Source organism: Methylobacterium sp. NPDC080182 (genome assembly GCF_050281105.1).
Classification (GTDB): Bacteria; Pseudomonadota; Alphaproteobacteria; order Rhizobiales; family Beijerinckiaceae; genus Methylobacterium.
In genome coordinates this window covers 239,432-259,389 of sequence record NZ_JBNNWO010000009.1, presented here as the reverse complement: position 1 = coordinate 259,389, position 19,958 = coordinate 239,432, and the positions used below count along the sequence as shown (strand labels likewise).

Sequence of the window (19,958 nt, the reverse complement as noted above, 5' to 3'; positions counted from 1 at the left end):
GAAGTGCGGATTTCCGCCGGATCGCGGCGTCTACCGATCATTTGTGATCGAACTGTCCGCGCGGCGGCGCTGTGAATCCGGTCTTTGCGCCGCACCGGAGCGGCCCTGCATTGTCGAGAACGGGATTGTCCGGAACCGAAGTCTTGATCATCCGCAATGCAACCCGGTGGCGGGGGGCCGCGACGCCGTGTCAAAAGCCGTTCGCGCAGCCGATACTGGACTTCGGGCTCGCGGACAGCATGTGTTGCGGATCAGTCTGTCCGCCATCGTACAATCGTCGATTGTAGCCAGTTCGGAGGGGATTCCATGGTGCTGGCTTCCACGACAGCCTCGGCCCTGCAGGCCGCCGGATTCATCGGGATCTGGGACACGGACGTCCGGGCCGGCCGGTCGATGCTGGATTCGGGCGCGGCCTCGCTGATGGCGGGGGATCCGGGGCTCGCCGGGACGCCGCTGCCGCTGGACACGGCCCTCGGCCGGATCCACCCGGCCGACCGGGACTGGGTGTTCGGCCGGATCCGCCACGTCCGCCAGACCGGCGGCCCGGTCTCCCTCGAGTTCCGCGTCGTGACCGGGGCGGGCGAGATCCGCTGGATCCTCAACCGCGGCTGCCTGACGCCCGATTCGGACGGCCTGCTGCGCGGGCGCGGCGCCTACATCGACGTCACGGACCTCCACCGGCACGGGATCCAGTCCGGGGCCATGAACGGAGCCGTGAACAGCCCTATGAACGGCGTCACGCACGGCACCACCGACGGGGCGGACCTGAACACCGCGGCCGACCACGGCATCCAGATCCACGCGGCGCTGGAGCGCCACGGCGACCCCTATCTCCGCTCGGTCTCGGGGATGCTGCTCCACGGGATCGGCCGCGCGCTGGCGCGGCGCGACCCCTGACGCGCGCCCCGGGAAGAGGCCCTGGGAAGAGCTCTCGGGAATAGCCCCGGCGGCTCAGGTCCGCCAGGGATGGGCCGGCAGCTCGGTCCGGCCGATGGCCTTGGCGCCGGCCTCCGCGACGGTGTGGTCGTTCTCGACCGTCGAGCCGCTGACCCCGATGGCGCCCGACATGACGCCGTCGGCGTCGACGATCGGGATCCCGCCCGGGAAGGTGATCAGCCCGTCGTTGGAGTGCTCGATCCCGTAGAGCGGCCCGCCCGGCTGCGACAGCTGGCCGATCTGGCCGGTCATCATGCCGAAGAACACCGAGGTCTTGGCCTTCTTTTGGGCGATGTCGATCGACCCGACCCAGGCATCGTCCATGCGGTGGAACGCCTTGAGATTCCCGCCGGAATCGACCACCGCGATGCACATCTGGGTGCCGAGCTCCACGGCCTTGGCGCGGGCGGCCGCGATCGCCTTCTCGGCCTGCTCGATCGTCACGTGCATGGGTCACTCCCCTTCGCGTTGTTGGCGCGACAGCCTGTGACGGTTTGAAGCGGTCGATGCAAGATCAACCGCAGATCGGCATCATGCTCGACTGGCGCGCTCGGGCCTTTGCTCAGGCCTCACGTTCCCGGGCGGCGCGGATCCGCTCCAAGAGGTCGGTCGCGAGCGCCGCGCAGGCGGCGGAATCCGGGCAGGGCCGCTTCCACACCACCCGCCCGTCGCGGAGCACGATCCCCGCCTCGGCGGCCATCGCGGTCAGCGGCCGGTCGGGCCTCAGGTCGGCCGCGACGCCCTGCGGCCCGCCCCGGAGCCGGGCGACGCCCAGCGCGCAGCAGGACGCGCGCAGCCGCGCGAGGTCGAACAGGGCGAGCACCGGCGCGGGGGCCGCGCCGAACCGGTCCTCGACCTCGCCGGCGAGCGCCTCGATCGCCTCGGGCTCGCGGAGGCGCAGCAGGCGCGTGTAGAGGCTGAGGCGGATCTCCGGCTCGGGGACGTAGTCTTCGGGGATCCGGCTCGGCAGGCCGAGCTCGATCTCGGGGCTCCAGTCCTCGGCGCGCTCGCCCTTGGCGGCGGTGAGCGCCAGCTGCAGCAGGTGCTGGTAGAGGCCGAGCCCGACGAGCTTGGCGTGCCCCGCCTGATCCTCGCCGACGAGGTCGCCGGCGCCGCGCAGGTCGAGGTCCCGGGCGCTGACCGCGAAGCCGGCGCCGAGGCGGTCGAGGGCCTCCAGGGCGCGCAGGCGCTGCAGCGCCGCCGCTGGCGGGGGCGCGGCCGGGTCGCTGAGCAGGTGGACGGTGCCGCGGCGCTGGCCGCGGCCGACGCGGCCCCGGAGCTGGTGGAGCTGTGCCAGCCCGAACCGGGCGGCCTCCCAGACCAGCATGGTGTTGGCCCGCGGCACGTCGAGGCCGCTCTCAACGATGGCGGTGGCGAGCAGGACGTCGCCGTCGCCCTCCGCGAACCGGACCATGACCTCGTCCATGGCGGAGGGCTTGAGGTCCCCGTGCGCCACCAGGATGTCGAGGCCCGGCACGAGGGCGCGCAGGCGCTCGGCCATGGGGCCGATGTCCTCGATCCGCGGGCAGACCACGAAGCTCTGGCCGCCCCGGCGGTGCTCGCGGACGAGGGCCTCGCGGACCGCCTCGGCGTCGAAGGGCGCCACCACGGTCCGGACCGGCTGGCGCAGAGCCGGCGGCGTGGCGAGCACGCTGAGACTCTGGAGGCCGACGAGGGCCGCCTGGAGGGTGCGGGGGATCGGCGTCGCGGTGAGCGTCAGCACGTGGCCGCCATCCGCGAGGCGGCGCAGGTCGGCCTTCATCTTCGCGCCGAAGCGCTGCTCCTCGTCGATCACGGTCAGGCCGAGATCCGCGAACGCCACCCCGCTGCCGGCGAGCGCGTGGGTGCCGACCACCAGCCGGATCGAGCCGTCCGCGAGCCCCGCCCTGACGCGCTTGGCCTCGGCCGGCGCCACGAGGCGCGAGAGCTGCGCCACCTCGACGCCGAACCGGCCGAAGCGGCGGCGCAGCGTCTCGGCGTGCTGGCGCGCCAGCACGGTGGTGGGGGCGATCAGCGCCGCCTGCCGGCCGGAGAAGATCGCGGCCGCGAGGGCCCGGAGCGCCACCTCGGTCTTGCCGAAGCCGACATCGCCGCAGACCAAGCGGTCCATCGGCCGGCCGGAGGCGAGGTCGGCCATCAGCGCGTCGACCGCCGCCGCCTGATCGGGGGTCGGCGCGAAGCCGAAGCCGGCGGCGAACCGCTCCATCTCGCGGGCCGGCGGCGCCAGGACCGGCGCCTCGGTCTCCCGGCGGGCCCGGGCGGCCTCCAGCATCAGGCGGGCCGTCCGCGCCATGGTGGCCTCGGCCTCCAGGCGGCGCCGCGGCCACGTGCCGCCGTCGAGCTTGTCCAGGGTGACGGCGTCGGGCTCCGACCCGTAGCGCCAGATCCGGTCGGCCTGGGTGACCGGCACCATCAGGATCGCGTCGCCGGCGAAGCGCAGGCGCAGGGCCTCGGAGGGCTCCCCGTCCTGCGCGGCACCCGGCGCGGAGACCGGCTCAAGCCCCTCGAACACGCACAGGCCGTGGTCCCGGTCGACCGCCACGTCGCCGGGGCGCAGGTCGACCTCGCCCATCGGCAGGATCGCACGGGCGGCCCCGGTCACGGCGGCCTCCGGGCCGAACAGGTCGGCCGCCGCGATCACGGTGGCGCCCTGCTCGGGCACCCGGAAGCCGGCCGCCAGCGGGGCCTCCAGGGCGAGGACGTCGCCGGGCGCCGCCTCGGCGACGTCGGCCCAGGCGTCGATCAGGCGGATCGGGCGCTCGGCGATCTTGCCCGCTTGGCGCACGAGGCGTCGGAGCGGCCGGACCGAGCCGGCGAGCACGACGACGTCACCGGCCTTCAGACGGGCGCGCAGGACCTTGGCGAAGGCCGTGCCGGGCCGGCGCTCCCCGGCGAAGCGCGGCATGGCGCGGGGTTCGCCGGCCGCCTCGGTGGCGGCGAGCCGGCCGCGATCCGCCACGACGGCGCGCCACGCCTCCGGCGTCAGGTAGAGGCCGGTGCCGGGCCCCGCCGGCGCGTCGCGGGTCTTCAGCCGGCCCCGGGCCTCGTCCATCTGCTCGAAGAAGGCGTCGATCCGGGCCTGCGTGCCGTCCTCGACCGCGAGGCGTGCCTCGGGCACGTAGTCGAGGAGCGTGACGAGGCGCGGGTAGTAGCGGTCCAGGCGATGCTCCTGGCCGGTGAACGGCTCGAAGCTCTGGCCGGAGCCGGGCTCCAGGACGATCTCGGTGGCCGGGTCGATGACGAGTTCGTCGGCCTCCGCCACCGAGCGCTGCGAGATCGGGTCGTAGGAGCGGATCGCCGTGACGCGGCCCGCCGCGTGCTCGATCCGGCAGGGCCGCGGCGCGGCGGCGGGGAACACCTCCACGGTGCGCCCGCGGACGGCGATCTCGCCGGGCTCGTCGACCCGCTCGTCGAGGATGTAGCCGAGGCGCTTGAGGTCGGCGGTCGCGGCCGCGACGTCGAGGGGATCGCCGACCCGGAGCGTCACGCGGGCCGACGCCCAGGTTTCCGGCGGCGGCACGCGCTGCACGAGGGCGGGGGCGGTCGTCAGCACGAAGTCCGGCAGCGCGTCCCTGTCGGTCAGCCAGCGCATCACGGCGGCCCGGGCGCCCATCGTGGCCCGCGACGGCGAGGCGTGATCGAAGGGCAGGCAGTCCCACTCGGGATAGACCGCGACCCGGGCGTCGGGATCGAGCGCCCGCAGGGTCGCGGCGAGGTCCTCGAGGCGGCGGGCGTCCCGGGCGACGTGCACCACCGGCCCGGGCCCCTCGGCGAAGGCCAGGAGCGCCACCGCCAGGGCGCCGGTGGGCATCAGCGGTGCGTCCTCCAGCCCCTGTCGGGCGCCCGCCTTCGTCCTGCGCTTGGCCATGCCTGATCCGAACCCATCCCTCGTGAGCCGGCAACGCCGCACCGGCCCCGCGGGCTCCCGGCCGCGGCGATCCGATCCACAGCCGCCGCGCGGGGCCCGCCCGAGCTCTTCGCGCGGCCCGCGACGGGCGAGGCAGGAAGAGATCCCGGCGGGCGCCCGAAGCCCGGCCGGCCGGACCAGCAAGACTTGAACGGCGCGCGTGAAATCGCACCCCCACCGATGATCCGGCGGGAATGTCTAGTATTGAACGATCGCGGAATGCTTGCCCTGGTCCCGCCGCCGGACGCGCGATGCAGAGTTTCACTAGGGAGAAGCGAAAGCTTGAGCTATGACGGCTCCGTGTCGCCGAACGAGACAGTATCCCGACCGTCGGGTTTCGAGCCCCAGCATCCCCAGCGGCTCGCCGCCCTGCGCGCCTACGCGATCCTCGACACGCCGCCCGAGCGCGCGTTCGACGAGATCGCCGAGATGGCCGCCCAGGCCTGCGGCACGCCGATGGCCCACATCAACTTCGTCGACGCCGACCGGCAGTGGATCAAGGCCGCGTTCGGCCACGCCGCGCGGGCGATGCCGCTCGCGTTCGGCTTCTGCACCGAGGCCATGCGCGCGGACGGCGCCCTCGTGCTGCCCGACCTGACCGCGGAGCCGGAGAGCGCCGCCAACCCCCTCGTGACCGGCGACCCGCACCTGCGCTTCTACGCCGGCGTGCCCCTGGTGACGCCGGACGGCTGGGCCATCGGGACGCTCTGCGTCCTCGACCGCGTCCCGCGCACGCTGACCGACCAGCAGCTCTTCATCCTGAAGGCGCTCGCCCGGACGGTGATGACGCAGCTGGAATCCCGGAACGCCGAGGCGGCCCTGCGCCGGAACGAGGAGCGCTACCGCTCGCTGTTCACCTTCATCGATGCCGGCTTCTGCCTGATCGAGGTGGAGTTCGCCGACGGCGACCGGCCCGTCGACTACCGCTTCCTGGAGGTCAACCCCGCCTTCGAGCGGCAGACCGGCCTGCGGGCCCCGGTGGGCCGCCGGATGCGGGACCTCGCCCCCGACCTCGAGCAGCACTGGTTCGACCTCTACGGCCGGGTCGCCCTGACCGGCGAGCCGGTCCGATTCGAGCAGGCCGCCGCGGCGCTGGGCCGCTGGTACGACGTGCACGCCTACCGGGTGGACGGGCCAGCGCGGAACCGCGTCGCGATCCTGTTCAACGACATCACCGAGCGCCGCCGGAGCGAGAACGCGCTCCGGGCCCGGGAGGCGGAACTCCGGCTGGTCGCGGACGCGATGCCGGTCCTGATCGCCTTCATCGACCGCGACCTGACCTACCGGTTCGCGAACGCCGCCTACGAGACCTGGACCGGCCAGGCGCCCGACGCCGTCGTCGGGCGGACCGTCGGCGACCTCCTCGGCCCCGGCGCGTTCGAGGCCCGGCGCGCCGGCATCGAGCGGGCGCTCGCCGGTCAGGAGGTCCGCGAGGAATGGGCCTGGACCTTCCCGAACGGCCAGGCCCGGATCGCCGACACCCGCTACCTCCCGCGCCGCGGCCCGGACGGACGCGTCGACGGGTTCTACGTCTTCGCCCACGACGTCTCCGAGCGGAAGCGGAACGAGGTCCTGCTCCAGTCCCGGGCGGAGCACTTGGAGGCGCAGGTCGCCGCCCAGACCCGCGACCGCGACCGGGTCTGGACGCTGTCGCCGGTGCTGAAGCTCGTCTCGGACCGGACCGGGCGGGTCCAGTCGGTGAACCCCTCGTGGAGCCGAGCGCTGGGCTGGTCGGAGGCCGAGACGGTCGGCCGGCCGGCCCTGGACTTCCTCGCCCCCACCGAGCGCGCGGCGGCCGAGGCGGCGCTGCGCCCGCTCTGCGCGGACAGCCGGGTCGAGGATGTCGAACTGGCCTGCCTGACCCGCGCCGGCGACCGGCGGCGGGTGCTCTGGACCGTCGTTCCGGAGGACGGGCTGTTCTACGGCTTCGGGCGCGACATCACCGAGCAGCGCCAGGCCGAGGAGGCGCTGCGCCAGTCGCAGAAGCTCGAGGCCATCGGCCAGCTCACCGGCGGGGTGGCGCACGACTTCAACAACCTCCTGACCATCATCCGGTCGTCCGTGGAGTTCCTGCGCCGGCCGGACCTGGCCGAGACGCGCCGGCGCCGCTACCTCGACGCCGTCTCCGACACCGTCGACCGGGCGGCCAGGCTCACCGGCCAGCTCCTCGCCTTCGCCCGGCGCCAGGCGCTGAAACCCCAGGTGTTCGACATCGGCGCGCGCCTGCGCAGCATCGCCGACATGCTCGATTCGGTCACCGGCGCGCGCATCCGCGTGGCCATCGACCTGCCGGCGACGCCCCGCTACGTGCGCGCCGACCAGAGCCAGTTCGAGACCGCGCTGATCAACATGGCGGTCAACGCCCGCGACGCCATGGACGGGGAAGGCAACCTGACCCTGCGGCTGGAGGGCGATAGCCCGATGCCGCCGATCCGCGGGCATGCCGGCGCGAAGGGACCGTTCGTGGCCGTGCGGGTCTCCGATACCGGCGCCGGCATCCCGGACGCGGATCTGGGACGGATCTTCGAGCCGTTCTTCACAACAAAGGAGGTCGGCAAGGGCACCGGCCTCGGCCTCAGCCAGGTCATCGGCTTCGCCAAGCAGTCGGGCGGCGACATCGACGTGGCGAGCGCGCTCGGCCACGGCACGACCTTCTCGCTCTACCTGCCGCAGGTCGCCGCGCCCGCCGCGGCGTCCGAGGCCGACCGCGAGGCCCGCCCGGAGGCGGAGCCGCGGCGGGGCCTGTGCATCCTCGTCGTGGAGGACAATCTCGGGGTCGGGCGCTTCTGCACCCAGATCCTGGAAGATCTGGGCCACGCGCCGGTCTGGGCGAAATCCGCCGAGGAGGCGCTGGCCGAACTCGACCGGGCGCCGGACCGGTTCGACGCGGTCTTCTCCGACGTGGTCATGCCGGGGATGGGCGGCTTCGCCCTCGCCCGGCATCTCCGGACCCGCCGCCCCGACCTGCCGGTGGTGCTGACCTCGGGCTACAGCCACGTCCTGGCCGAGGACGACGCCCACGGTTTCGCCCTCCTGCGCAAGCCCTACTCGGCCGAGCAGCTCGCCCAGGTCCTCTCCGAGGCGGCGCGGCGGGGCGGGCAGCCGGACGCCCGCGCACGACCGGAACCCGCTTCCGATTAACAGTCTTCGCCAGAATTCATCGGCGTATCATCCGGAAATCTTCCCGCGGACGGGATCCGGATGTAGTCTATCCCCATCCACCACCGGGGCCTCGACCGCCATGACGCTGACCGGACGTTTCTGGTTCCGCCGGACCTGGACCGGCAAGCTGGTCCTGCTCGTCGAGGAGGAGCGCGGGCGCTGGTTCCGGCGCCGCCTCGGCCGCACCCTGCGCTGGCGCGACGCGCGGCTCCTCGATCTGGCCGAGGGGCCCCTGCGGGGGCTCATGACGCTGGAGCGGACCTACCGCGCCGAATTCGGCCCCGGCGAGCCGCGCCGCTCCGCCGGCCTCACGGCGGCCCCGGGCGGGCTGGCCCTGCCGCGCGGCGGGCCGGAGCCAGGAACAAGGCCGTCCCTGTCGGGTTGACGGCAGGCAAGACAGCGACGGCGTCGCTGTCTTGCAGCCCCTCGTGGGCGTTTCCTCCCTAGACTTCCGGACCGTTCTCCTGAGGGCGGTCCTTTTTTTGTTGTCGTCGGTCAGTCGCCGCGCAGTCGTCGACATGGCCCGCGACGGACAGCTCTCAAGAATCTCTCAGATTTACTTCCCGCCGTCCTGGGCCTCGCCCAGAGCAACGGTCTCGGCACCGGCCTCAAGGGCCAGCAGCGCGAAGGTCGCGAGCCAGTGCTCGCCCATGTAGTCGCCGGTGACGTGCGGGAGCCCGGCCGCGAGGTGCGCTTCCGCGGCCGCCCGGAGCGGCGGCCGGCGGGGATCGTCCGGGCCGAGGGACGCGGCGAGCGCGCGGAAGCACCACGCGCGGCTGAGGTTCAGCCCGTCGAGATGGGCGATCTTCCCGTCGGAGCGGTCGGTCACGCCCGCGGGGCGGAACAGGGTCGCGGGCCGGGACGCCGCGAGACCGGGCAGGAACCGGTCGAACCAGGGCGCGAAGCGGGCGGGCGGCAGCAGCCGGCGCATGCACTCCGCCTCGATCAGCGCCGAGGAGAGGAAGTCGTCGCCGCCGGGCTCGCCCCAGGCCGGGCAATCCGCGTCCTCCCCGTACCAGCCGACGGCGGTGTCGTGCAGCAGAGTGGTCAGCCCGGCATCCCCCGCGCCCTCCGCGTAATCGGCCGCCAGGCGCAGCGCGAAGGCGGTGTTGAAATGGGTCCCGACCCGCACCGGGTAGGACGCCACCGGCAGGAACTCCGCGAAGCGCCGGACGATCACCGCGGCCAGCGGCGCCAGGGCCTCGGACCAGCGGCGCTCGGGGAGCGCGGCGAGCGCGTCGGCGAGCTTCAGCAGCCAGCCCCAGCCGTAGGGCCGCTCGAAGCCCCGGGCGGTCGGGGCGGCGAAGTAGGCGCATTCCCCCGCCACCGTCGCGGGAGTCAGCTGCACGTCGAGCCGGGCGCGGATCGCCGGGGCCTGCGGGCCGTCCGGGAACAGCCGCAGCACCCGCGCCAGCAGCCACGTACCGTGGACGCAGGAATGCCAGTCGTAGCTGCCGTGAAAGGCCGGGTGTAGGGCCGCGGGGGTGCGGGCATCCGCCGGCCCGGCCAGAACGTGCCCCGGCTTGTTCGGATATTCGCGGCCGACATGGCCGAGGGCGACGGCGGCGAAGCGCGCGGCGATGTCGGGGGTGAGCGTGGGCGCGGGCGTCATCGCGGCATTCCGGCGGGCGTTCTGCGGGGACTCGGCGACCGCCGGCATAGCGGTTTTCCCGGTGCGGCGTCAGGGCCCGCGGATCCTTTGCCGGCACGGCCCCGGATCGGCTATCGCGGTGAGGCCGGGCCGGACGCGCCGGCCCCAGTGAGAGCCCCCATGCGCCGCGCGCCGCCCGCAGCCCTCCTCGTCGTGGCCCTCGTGGCGGCCCTGTCGGCCGCAGCGGCACCGGCCGAAGCCGCGCCGGACCCGAGCCGCGACGTGCTGTGGGCCGCCCTGAAGACCTGCGTGCTCGCCAAGCGGCTCGCCAACCGGACCTTCCCGTGCCTGTCGGTCGATCTCGGGGACGGTGACCGTCCGGGCTCGGCGGTCCTGCGCGCGCCCGGCGAGCCGACCCACAGCGTCGTCATGCCGACCGACACCGTGCCGGGCCTGGAGGCGCCGGTCCTGCGGGGACCGCGCGGTGCCGCCTACTGGCGGGCGGCCCTGGCGGCGCGGCCGCTCGTGTCGGACGTGCTGAAGGGGAGGCTCACCCCCGCGGAGGTCGGGCTCGCGGTCAACTCGGCCCGGGGCCGCAGCCAGGACCAGCTCCACATCCACCTCGACTGCCTGAAGCCGAGCGTGCTCAAGGCGATCCGAGCGCACGGCCGGCAGGTGCGCCACACCTGGAGCCGCTTCCCGGTGCCGCTGGCCGGCGACCGGTACTACGCCCTGCGCGTGCCGGAGGCGGAGGCCGCGCAGTTCAACCCGTTCGCGGCCCTGCACACCCTGCCGGGCGCCCGGCCGGACCTGCACCGGACGAGCTTCGCGGCGCTCGCCACGCCCCCGGGCGATCCCGAGCCGGGCTACATCCTGCTGGCCTACCGGGCGCCGAGCGCCAGCGCCGAGGACGTGATGGACCACAGCTGCACCGTCGCTGCGTCCCGCGGCGGCGCTTGAGCGGGCCCGGTCACCGGCTCAGTCCCTCCGCGCGGTAGAAGCCGGCCAGGCCGGCCCCCGCGGCGAGCCGGATCTTGGGCAGGGCGACGCGGTCGAACAGGGCCGCGTCGCGCGCCCGGTTCCCGCGCTCGGTGACGGCGATGTGGTAGATCATCGCCCATTTCACGCTGTCCCGGCCGCCGTCGAGGGCGCCGAGCCGGTCGCGCACGAACCACGACCGGCGCAGGTAGCGGATCAGGCCGGTGGCGGTCGGGACGTCGAGAAGGATCACGCCCGTCGCCCGCTCCAGACGCTGCGGCAGGCACCGGGCATAGGTGCCGTCCATGACCCAGCGCGGCTCGCGGATCGCCGCGTCGTGCAGGGCCTGGAACTCCGCGAAGGGCCGCGGATCCCAGTCGGTGCCCGGCTGGTGGTACAGCCGGTCGAGGTGGACCGGCGGCAGGCCGCGCGCCCGCGCGATGGCGACCGCCAGGGTGGACTTACCGCTGTTCGACGGCCCCAGGATGCAGAGCCGCGGGCCGAGCGCGTCGAGGGTCACGGCGAGCGCGGCGGTGGCAGCGCGTCGAGCAGCTGGCGCAGGAATGCCCGCACCGCCTTCGGCAGCCGCCGGTCGCGCATCGCCTGGATCTTCACGCTCCGGGCGAGGCTCGTCCGGGACTGGATCGGCAGGCTGACAAGCTCGTTGAGCCGCAGGGGCGTCTGCACCGACAGCGCCGACATCAGGGCGATGCCGCGGGAGCGCCGCACGAAGGGCAGCAGCGCCGAGAGCGTGTTGGAGGTCAGCACCGGCTCCACCGCGATGCCCTCGTGCGCGCAGGCGGCGTCGAAGACCTGCCGCAGGGTCGTGTCCCGGGTCGGCAGGGCGACGGGATACTCCAGCAGGTCGACGAGGCGCAGGGCCGGCGCCCGCGCGAGGGGATGGTCGGGCGCGGCCAGCGCCAGCATGTCGACCTGCCCGTCGTAGAGCACCTCGACCTGCGCGGTGGGTGTCAGCGCGAAGGTGATCCCGAGATCGGCATCCCCCACCGACACCGTCTGGGTGACCTGGGCCGGGGGCTGGACCGTGACCTCGAAGCGGATGCCGGGATGGGCCGCGTGGAAGGCCGCGATGGCGTTCGGCACGATGTCGAGGGAGAAGCCCTCCGAGCAGGCGACCCGGATCAGCCCGCGGGCGAGCCCTTCCAGCTCCCGGATCTGGGTGACCACCTGCTCGGAGCGGATCAGCACCTGATGGGCGTGCTGCGCCAGCAGCTCACCGGCCGGGCTCGGCACCATGCCGCGCGGGCGGCGCTCGAACAGCACGCAGTCGAGCTCGGCCTCCAGATTGGCGATCTGCCGGCTGATCGCCGAGGCCGCGACGTTGAGCTGGGACGAGGCGGCCGCGATCGACCCGGTGCGGGCCACAGCCAGGAAGTAGCGCAGGCCCGTACTCTGCATTATCGTGCTCGATGCGCTGTATGGTGCCGTGCACATTGCCGATACGGCAACGCAGCACTCGCTAAATTCTACTTGTTGCGATCCCAGATGCACAACACCATGGCAGGGTGAAAAACGCGGCAGCCGCGGAACCGTCCGCCGGGCCTGTCCGCCGCGCCGTCGGAGCCTGCATGCCGCTACGGACCCTCACCCGAGCCGCCACCCTGGCCGCCTCGTTCGCGACCCTGATCGCTGCCCACCCGGCGCTGGCCGGCAAGGCCAACGACACATTGGTCTACGCGTCGGACAGCGAGCCCGAGAACGTCAGCCCGTACCACAACAGCGCCCGCGAGGGCGTGATCCTGGCCCGGAACTGCTGGGACACGCTGCTGTACCGGGATCCCAAGGACGGCACCTACAAGCCGTTCCTGGCGACCGCCTGGAAATGGGCGGACGACACAACCCTCGACCTCACGATCCGCGAGGGCGTGGTCTTCCACAACGGCGACCCGCTCGGGCCGGAGGACGTGGCCTTCACGTTCAACTACGTGCTGACCCCCGAAGCGCGCACGGTCACCCGCCAGAACGTCGACTGGATGAAGTCGGTGGAGGTGACCGGCCCGCACAGCGTGCGCATCCACCTGAAGGCCCCGTTCCCGGCGGCGCTGGAATACCTCGCCGGCCCGACCCCGATCTTCCCGGCCAACTACTTCAAGAAGGTCGGCCTCGACGGTTTCGCCAAGGCGCCGGTCGGCAGCGGCCCGTACCGGATCACCAAGGTCGACAGCGGCCGCGGCGTCTCCATGGAGCGGTTCGACAAGTACTGGGCCGAGAGCCCTCTGGGTAAGCCGAAGATCGGCAAGCTGCAGTTCCGCGTCATCCCGGACGGCGAGAGCCGGATGGCCGAGCTGATGACCGGCGGCGTCGACTGGATCTGGCGGGTGCCGAGCGACCAAGCCGAGCAGTTGCGCGCCGCGCCCAACATCACGGTCCTCAATTCCGAGACGATGCGGGTCGGGTTCCTGCAGTTCGACACGCTGGGCCGGGCGAAGGAGAACTCGCCGCTCAAGGACGTGCGCGTCCGGCAGGCGATCTCCTACGCCATCGACCGCAAGGCGATGGTCGACAACCTCGTGCGCGGCGCCTCGCGGGTGATGAACGCGCTGTGCTTCGTCGACCAGTTCGGCTGCACCGACCAGGGGGTGATGCGCTACCCCTACGACCCCGCCAAGGCCAAGGCGCTGCTCAAGGAAGCCGGCTACCCGAACGGGTTCGAGATCGACCTCGGCGCCTATCGCGAGCGCGACTACGCCGAGGCGGTGATCGGCTATCTCGGCGCCGTCGGCATCAAGGCGCGGCTCAACTACCTGCGCTACGCGGCGTTCCGCGACGCGCTGCGGGCCGGCAAGACCTCGATCGGCTACCAGACCTGGGGGTCGTTCTCGGTGCTCGACGTCTCGGCCTTCGACGGTGTGTATTTCCGCGGCGGCGAGGAGGACCTGACCAAGGATCCGCAGGTGATCGCCGACCTGCAGGAGGGCGACAGCTCCATGGATCCCGAGAAGCGCAAGGCCGCCTACGCCAAGGCGCTCCAGCGGATCGCCGCGGAGGCCTACGCCCTGCCGATGTTCTCCTACTCGACCAACTACGCCTTCACGTCGGACCTCAACTTCACCGCCCAGCCCGACGAGGTGGCGCGCTTCTACGCGGCGTCGTGGAAGTGACGGCGGTGGCCGTAGCGCGCCGCGCCCCCTCTCCCGTGCGGGAGAGGGCACCCGCGATCCGGCCGGGTTCCGAAGGCGGCAGCCGATCCGGTCCGCATCGCCGAAAAGGAGCCTGAGCCATGCTGGCCTTCACGTTCCGGCGCGTGCTGGTCGCCCTGGCGGTGGCCTTCACGGTCTCGGTGGCGAGCTTCCTGCTCCTCCATCTCTCGGGCGACCTCGCCACGGCCATCGCCGGCCCTGAGGCCACCGGGCCGCAGATCGCCCAGATCCGCCAGGATTACGGCCTGGACCAGCCGCTGCTGACCCAGTTCCTCACCTGGGGCTGGCGGGCGCTGCACCTCGACTTCGGCAACTCCTTCTATTTCCGTGAGAGCGTGATCGACCTGCTGGCCGCCCGCCTGCCGATCACCCTCTATCTCGGCATCATCGCGCTGGCCGTGGCGCTGTTCGTGGCCATTCCCCTCGGCGTCGTCGCCGCCGTGAAGCGGGACACGTGGATCGACCGGACGGCGCTCGCCGTCTCGGTGCTGGGCCAGGCGATGCCGAGCTTCTGGTTCGGCCTGACGCTGATCCTGATCTTCTCCGTCAACCTCCGCTGGCTGCCGGTCTCGGGCAACGCCACCTGGAAGAACTTCGTCCTGCCCGCAGTGGCGCTCGGCTACTACGCGATGCCGGCGGTGATGCGGCTCACCCGCAACGGCATGCTGGAGGTGCTGGCCTCCGACTACGTCCGCACCGCCCGCGCCAAGGGGCTGCCGCCCCGGAAGATCCTAGTGCGGCACGCGCTCCGCAACGCCGTGATCCCGGTGATCGCCCTGTCGGCGGTGCAGTTCGGCTTCATGCTCGGCGGCTCGATCGTGATCGAGGCGGTGTTCTCGCTCCAGGGCCTCGGGCAGCTCGCCTGGGAATCCATCGCCCGCAACGACTTCCCCGTCGTCCAGGCGATCGTGCTGGTTCTGGCCATGATCTACATCGGCCTGACGCTGGCGGCCGACCTCCTGAACGCCTTCCTCGACCCGCGCCTGCGCCAGTCGTGAGGATCCGCCGATGAGCCTCCCCCCCGACACGGCGGCGCTCGCCGCCCCGGCCCTGCCCCCGGACGCGCCGGTCGCGCTCGCGCCGGTGCCCTCCCCCACCCGCCTGATCCTGCGGCGGGGCCTGCGCCACACCGGCTTCCTGATCGGGGCCGGGATCCTCGGGCTGATCGTGCTGGCGGCGCTCGCCGCCCCGCTCATCGCGCCGCACGACCCCTACGCGCAGGACGTGTCCCGCCGCCTGATCCCGCCGGTCTGGCAGGCCAAGGGCACCTGGGAGCACGTGCTCGGCACCGACAAGCTCGGCCGCGACTACCTCAGCCGCCTGCTCTACGGCGGCCAGATCTCCCTGCTGATCGGGATCTCGGCGGCGCTGATCTCCGGGCTGATCGGCACGACGCTGGGTCTCTGCGCCGGCTATTTCGGCGGCTGGGTCGACTCGGTGGTGAGCTACGTGGTGACCACCCGGCTCGCCATGCCGGTGGTGCTGGTGGCGCTCGCCATGGCGGCGCTGGTCGGCGGCTCCCTGAAGGTGGTGGTGCTGGTGCTGGGCTTCCTGCTCTGGGACCGCTTCGCCGTGGTGACCCGGGCCGCGACCCAGCAGATCCGCAACCAGGACTTCATCTCGGCCGCCCGCGCCGCCGGGCTGACCGACCTGCGGATCATCGGCCAGGAGATCCTGCCCAACATCATGAACGCGCTGATCGTAGTGGCGACCCTGGAGATGGCCCACGCGATCCTGCTGGAGGCCGCCCTGTCGTTCCTCGGGCTCGGCGTCCAGCCGCCCCTGCCCTCCTGGGGCCTGATGATCGCCGAGGGCAAGCAGTACATGTTCTTCCAGCCCTGGGTGATCACCATCCCGGGCGTGGCGCTCCTCCTCCTCGTGCTGGCGATCAATCTCTTAGGTGATGGCCTGCGCGACATCACCGCCCCCGAGGCACGCCATTGATGCCGTCGTCTTTGCGAGCGCAGCGAAGCAATCCAGGGCGGCGCCACGCTGCCGGGAGGTCCCGCTTCCCTGGGTTGCTTCGCTACGCTCGCAATGACGGGTGGGGCCGCCCGCGCGAACAAATGACACCCCTTTCCTTCGCCTGAGATCACACCATGACGCGAGACGCCGCCATCGCGCGCGCCACTGACAGCTTCGATTCGGGCGCGTTCCTCGCCCTCTTGCGGGAGGCGGTGGCGATGCCGACCGAGAGCCAGGCCCCCGGCCAGGAGGCGGCGCTCCGCGCCTATCTCGACGCCTTCATCGCGCCGCTGGTCGCCCGCCTCGGCTTCGAGACCCCGAAGATCTTCCCCAACCCCGACGGGGTGCACGGCCCGTTCCTGATCGCCGAGCGGCGCGAGGGCGCGGACCTGCCGACCGTGCTGATCTACGGCCACGGCGACACGGTGCGGGGCTATCCCGAGCAGTGGCGCGAGGGCCTGGGCCCCTGGGAGATCGTGGTCGAGGGCGACCGCTGGTACGGGCGCGGCACCGCCGACAACAAGGGCCAGCACGTCCTCAACCTCGCCGCCCTGGAGCAGGTGATCGCGGCCCGCGAGGGCCGTCTCGGCTTCAACGTGAAGCTGCTGATCGAGATGGGCGAGGAATCGGGCTCCCCGGGCCTGCGGCCGTTCTGCCGCGAGCAAGCCGAGGCCCTCCGGTCCGACGTGCTGATCGCCTCGGACGGCCCCCGCCTCAACGGCGAGCGCCCGACCCTCTTCCTCGGCTCCCGCGGCGCCTACAATTTCGAGCTGAGCCTGAACCTGCGGGAAAGCCCGCACCATTCCGGCAACTGGGGCGGGCTGCTGCGCAACCCCGGCACCGTGCTGGCCTCGGCGATCGCCTCGATGGTCGACGCAAGGGGCGCCATCCTGGTCGAGGCCCTGCGGCCGCCGCCGATCCCCGAGGGCGTGCGCGCGGCGCTCGCCGACATCCGGGTCGGCGAGGATCCGACCGCGCCCACGATCGACACCGACTGGGGCGAGCCGGGCCTCACCCCGGCCGAGCGGGTCTTCGCCTGGAACACGCTGGAGGTGCTGGCCTTCAAGACCGGCGACCCGGACGGGCCGCTCAACGCCGTGCCGCCCCACGCCAAGGCGACCCTGCAGCTGCGCTTCGTGGTCGGCACTGACTGGCAGAACCTGATCCGGAACGTGCGCGCCCATCTCGACGCGCACGGCTTCCCGATGATCGAGGTCCGGCCGGCCCGCGCCGCGGAAGTCTTCCAGGCGACGCGGCTGCCCGTGGAGGATCCCTGGGTCGAGTGGGCGCTCCAGTCGATCGAGGCGAGCAGCGGAAAAAGGCCGGCGCTGCTGCCCAATCTCGGCGGCTCGCTGCCGAACGACGCCTTCTCGGAGATCCTCGGCCTGCCGACCCTCTGGGTGCCGCATTCCTACCCGGCCTGCCGCCAGCACGGGCCCGACGAGCACATGCTCGCCTCCGGCACCCGCGAGGGCCTGGCGATCATGGCCGGCCTGTTCTGGGATCTGGCCGAGGCCGGACCCGACATCCTCCGCCGCCGCACAGCGAGGGCCTGACACGATGAGCGAGCCGGTCGTCCGCATCCGCGATCTGACGATCGCGCTCCCCAAGGGCGCCGATCGCCCGCACGCGGTCGAGGGCCTGAACCTCGACCTGGAAGCCGGAAAGATCCTCTGTGTGGTCGGGGAATCGGGCTCGGGCAAGTCGATGAGCGCCTACGCGCTGACCGGCCTCCTGCCCCGGGCCCTGAAGCCGACGGCCGGCACGATCCTGTTCGAGGGGCGGGATCTCCTGACCCTCGACGAGCCCGCGTGGCGCAGCTTGCGCGGGCGCCGCATCGCCATGGTGTTCCAAGAGCCGATGACGGCGCTGAACCCGGTGATGCGGATCGGCGACCAGATCGCCGAGATGTTCGAGGCGCACAACCTGCTCACCCGCAGCGAGCGCTGGGCCCGGGCAGTGGCGCTCGCCACCGAGGTCGGGCTTCCCAACCCCGAGGAGGCGGTGCGGGCCTACCCGCATCAGCTCTCCGGCGGCCAGCGGCAGCGGGCGATGATCGCCATGGCGCTGGCGCTGGAGCCCTCGGTGCTGGTCGCCGACGAGCCGACCACGGCGCTGGACGTCACCACCCAGGCCCAGATCCTCCGGCTGATCCGCGACCTGCAGCGGAAGCGCGGGATGAGCGTCCTGTTCATCACCCACGATTTCGGCGTGGTGGCGGAGATCGCCGACCACGTGGCGGTGCTCCAGCGCGGACGGCTGGTCGAATCCGGCACCGCCGAGGCCGTGCTGCGCAATCCGCAGGCGCCCTACACCAGGGCGCTGCTCGCCGCCGTCCCGAGCCTGACGCCGCCGCCGCGCCCGCCCCTGGAGGCGGCCCCGGTCGCGCTCTCCGTGAACCGGTTGTCCAAGACCTATTCCGGGCGCTCCGGCCTGTTCGGCAAGCCGCGGGTCGTCGCGGCCGTCAAGGAGGTCTCGTTCGACGTCCGCCGCGGCGAGACCCTGGGGATCGTCGGCGAATCCGGCTCCGGCAAGTCGACCACGGCGCGGCTCGCGATCCGGCTGATCGAGCCCGACGGCGGCACGGTCCGGCTGGGCGAACTCGACTACACGGCGCTCAAGAGCGGCGACCTGCGCGACAAGCGCAGCCGGATCCAGATGATCTTCCAGGACCCGTTCGCGTCGCTGAACCCGCGGCGCACCGTGGAGCAGATCATCACGGCGGGCCCGATCGCCCACGGGGTCCCGGCCGCCGAGGCCCGGGAGCGGGCGCGCAGCCTCCTCGACCTCGTCGGTCTCGATCCGAAGGCCGCCGCCCGCTACCCCAACGCCTTCTCGGGCGGGCAGCGCCAGCGCATCGGCATCGCCCGAGCGCTCGCGATGGAGCCGGACGTGCTGGTGGCCGACGAGGCGGTCTCGGCGCTGGACGTCTCGGTCCAGCGGCAGGTGCTGGACCTGCTGGAGGACCTGAAGCAGAGATTGTCGCTGGCGATGCTGTTCATCACCCACGATCTGCGGGTGGCCGCCACGATCTGCGACCGGATCGCCGTGATGCACCGCGGCGCCATCGTGGAGATGCGGGGCACCGCGGACCTGTTCGCCGCGCCGGAGCACGCCTACACCCGCACCCTGCTCGCCGCGGTGCCGGGCGCGCGCGCCTCCTGAGCCGTTCCGGCCCCGGACGGGCCAATCTGGGACGCAGAGACAAGTTTTTTGGACGGGACCGCCCTGTCCGGATCCTGCAAGTTCAGTAGGATAGCGCCGTTGTCGAGGGTGGAGCACCCCGGCGGATCCACGGCTGCACCCGCTATCCGTCCCCGCCCGCACCTCGCACGGGGACAGGGTTATCGAGCGTGTCGATCTCAGACAAGACCGACGACATCAGGCCGAACCGCAAGCGCAGCGAGACGAATCTGCCGCCGGTGCTCCGCCGCGGGCGCGAGCACCGGATCGTGCGCTGGATCGGCGCCGCGAACCGCAAGGCGCCGCGCCCCGCGGAGGAGCCCGCGGCCGCGGACAACCGGGTGATCAAACTGAGCTGGGCCGACACGTTCGGCCGCCCGGGCCGCGCCGAGCCCGGCCGATCCGAGCCGGCCCCCGCGCAGGTGCTGCCGTTCCTGGGGCGGCGGAGCGAGACCGCGCCGCGCGCGGCCCCGCGCCGCGCCGCCGATCAGCCGCCGGTGCCCGTCCTGCGCTGATCGACGCGCCCGCCGGGCACGCCGAGGCCGATCGCCTTCGCCAGCGCGGAGCGCTGCGCGGCGTAGCCCGGCGCCGTCATCGGGTAATCGTCCGGCAGACCGTAGCGCTCGCGGTACCGCTCCGGCGTCAGGCCGTGGGCGGTGAGGTGGCGCTTCAGGGTCTTGTAAGTCCGGCCGTCGATGAAGCTGACGATCCCGTCCTCCTGGACCGACTTGCGGATCTGGGCCGGCGTCGGCCGCTCCACGGCCGGCTCGACCGCGGCCGCCGGCGCCTGCCCGTCGAGGGATGCCAGGGCCGCGTGCACGCTCGCCATCAGCTCGGGCAGGGCCGTCGGCGGAACGGAATTGTTCGAGACGTAGGCGGCGACGATCTCGCCCACCAGCGTGACCAACCTGAGGCTGTTCTCGGGATTCTTTTCAGGCACTGCGCGAGTCCACACGAAGCTTTCGACGACGATGCCTGCGGTTCCAAAGCAAAAACCGCGTATGTGTCAAGACGGTCTTGACTGAGGGATGATCACCCGAAGCGCTTTTCGGTTCGGATGGGCCGGATCGCCGGC

Annotated in this window: 16 protein-coding genes; 10 read left to right on the top strand and 6 right to left on the bottom strand. The window is 72.6% G+C overall.

Annotation, left to right across the window (positions count from 1 at the left end; all coding sequences use genetic code 11):
- Nucleotides 1-306 precede the first annotated feature (306 nt).
- Entirely contained in the window at nt 307-897 is a 591-nt protein-coding gene (locus tag ACQKQD_RS17555) for a PAS domain-containing protein (protein ID WP_091681025.1), read from the top strand.
- Nucleotides 898-951: 54 nt separating this feature from the next.
- Here ACQKQD_RS17555 and ACQKQD_RS17550 read toward each other — a convergent pair whose 3' ends face one another.
- Nucleotides 952-1,386, bottom strand: a complete 435-nt coding sequence (locus ACQKQD_RS17550) for a GlcG/HbpS family heme-binding protein (protein ID WP_020093960.1) — start codon at nt 1,384-1,386, stop codon at nt 952-954.
- A 112-nt stretch (nt 1,387-1,498) separates the two neighbouring features.
- On the bottom strand, nt 1,499-4,804 hold the full coding sequence (locus ACQKQD_RS17545) for a DEAD/DEAH box helicase (RefSeq protein WP_427509000.1): 3,306 nt from the start codon (nt 4,802-4,804) through the stop codon (nt 1,499-1,501).
- A 321-nt stretch (nt 4,805-5,125) separates the two neighbouring features.
- Here ACQKQD_RS17545 and ACQKQD_RS17540 point away from each other — a divergent pair, with 321 nt between their 5' ends.
- Nucleotides 5,126-7,984, top strand: coding sequence for a PAS domain-containing protein (locus ACQKQD_RS17540; RefSeq protein WP_427508999.1), 2,859 nt, complete (start codon nt 5,126-5,128; stop codon nt 7,982-7,984).
- Nucleotides 7,985-8,084: 100 nt separating this feature from the next.
- The gene (locus ACQKQD_RS17535) at nt 8,085-8,390 is read left to right on the top strand and encodes a hypothetical protein (protein ID WP_042669606.1); all 306 of its coding nucleotides are present in this window, start codon (nt 8,085-8,087) and stop codon (nt 8,388-8,390) included.
- Nucleotides 8,391-8,561: 171 nt separating this feature from the next.
- Here ACQKQD_RS17535 and ACQKQD_RS17530 read toward each other — a convergent pair whose 3' ends face one another.
- Nucleotides 8,562-9,617, bottom strand: a complete 1,056-nt coding sequence (locus ACQKQD_RS17530) for a DUF2891 domain-containing protein (RefSeq protein WP_042669609.1) — start codon at nt 9,615-9,617, stop codon at nt 8,562-8,564.
- A 159-nt stretch (nt 9,618-9,776) separates the two neighbouring features.
- Here ACQKQD_RS17530 and ACQKQD_RS17525 point away from each other — a divergent pair, with 159 nt between their 5' ends.
- Nucleotides 9,777-10,556, top strand: a complete 780-nt coding sequence (locus ACQKQD_RS17525) for a CDP-diacylglycerol diphosphatase (RefSeq protein ID WP_042669605.1) — start codon at nt 9,777-9,779, stop codon at nt 10,554-10,556.
- A gap of 10 nt (nt 10,557-10,566) precedes the next feature.
- Here ACQKQD_RS17525 and ACQKQD_RS17520 read toward each other — a convergent pair whose 3' ends face one another.
- Together ACQKQD_RS17520 and ACQKQD_RS17515 are read right to left on the bottom strand one after the other, a co-directional pair.
- On the bottom strand, nt 10,567-11,094 hold the full coding sequence (locus ACQKQD_RS17520) for an ATPase AAA (RefSeq protein WP_042669604.1): 528 nt from the start codon (nt 11,092-11,094) through the stop codon (nt 10,567-10,569).
- Nucleotides 11,091-11,993 carry a LysR family transcriptional regulator gene (locus ACQKQD_RS17515; RefSeq protein WP_042669603.1) on the bottom strand — a complete coding sequence of 301 codons (903 nt, stop codon included), beginning with the start codon at nt 11,991-11,993 and terminating at the stop codon, nt 11,091-11,093. Before ACQKQD_RS17515 ends, ACQKQD_RS17520 begins: the two co-directional genes overlap by 4 nt.
- 170 nt (nt 11,994-12,163) lie before the next feature.
- On the opposite strand from ACQKQD_RS17515, the gene ACQKQD_RS17510 reads away from it, so the two are divergent.
- The 6 genes from ACQKQD_RS17510 to ACQKQD_RS17485 all read left to right on the top strand — a co-directional run bounded on the left by ACQKQD_RS17510 (nt 12,164) and on the right by ACQKQD_RS17485 (nt 19,398).
- Complete coding sequence (locus tag ACQKQD_RS17510; protein ID WP_427508998.1) at nt 12,164-13,696, top strand: ABC transporter substrate-binding protein; 1,533 nt, start codon at nt 12,164-12,166, stop codon at nt 13,694-13,696.
- A gap of 119 nt (nt 13,697-13,815) precedes the next feature.
- Nucleotides 13,816-14,733 carry an ABC transporter permease gene (locus ACQKQD_RS17505; protein ID WP_042669601.1) on the top strand — a complete coding sequence of 306 codons (918 nt, stop codon included), beginning with the start codon at nt 13,816-13,818 and terminating at the stop codon, nt 14,731-14,733.
- Between the two features lie 10 nt (nt 14,734-14,743).
- Nucleotides 14,744-15,679, top strand: coding sequence for an ABC transporter permease (locus tag ACQKQD_RS17500; RefSeq protein ID WP_427508997.1), 936 nt, complete (start codon nt 14,744-14,746; stop codon nt 15,677-15,679).
- Between the two features lie 155 nt (nt 15,680-15,834).
- Nucleotides 15,835-17,256 carry a M20 family metallopeptidase gene (locus tag ACQKQD_RS17495; protein ID WP_427508996.1) on the top strand — a complete coding sequence of 474 codons (1,422 nt, stop codon included), beginning with the start codon at nt 15,835-15,837 and terminating at the stop codon, nt 17,254-17,256.
- Nucleotides 17,257-17,260: 4 nt separating this feature from the next.
- Nucleotides 17,261-18,865: an ABC transporter ATP-binding protein gene (locus tag ACQKQD_RS17490; RefSeq protein ID WP_427508995.1), complete on the top strand. Its 1,605-nt coding sequence runs from the start codon at nt 17,261-17,263 to the stop codon at nt 18,863-18,865.
- A 188-nt stretch (nt 18,866-19,053) separates the two neighbouring features.
- On the top strand, nt 19,054-19,398 hold the full coding sequence (locus tag ACQKQD_RS17485) for a hypothetical protein (protein WP_091681011.1): 345 nt from the start codon (nt 19,054-19,056) through the stop codon (nt 19,396-19,398).
- Here the strand turns inward: ACQKQD_RS17485 and ACQKQD_RS17480 are convergent.
- A complete protein-coding gene (locus ACQKQD_RS17480) occupies nt 19,371-19,823 on the bottom strand; it encodes a MucR family transcriptional regulator (protein ID WP_026605051.1) in 453 nt (150 codons plus the stop codon). The two genes, ACQKQD_RS17485 and ACQKQD_RS17480, sit on opposite strands and share 28 nt — an antisense overlap.
- Between the last annotated feature and the right edge of the window lie 135 nt (nt 19,824-19,958).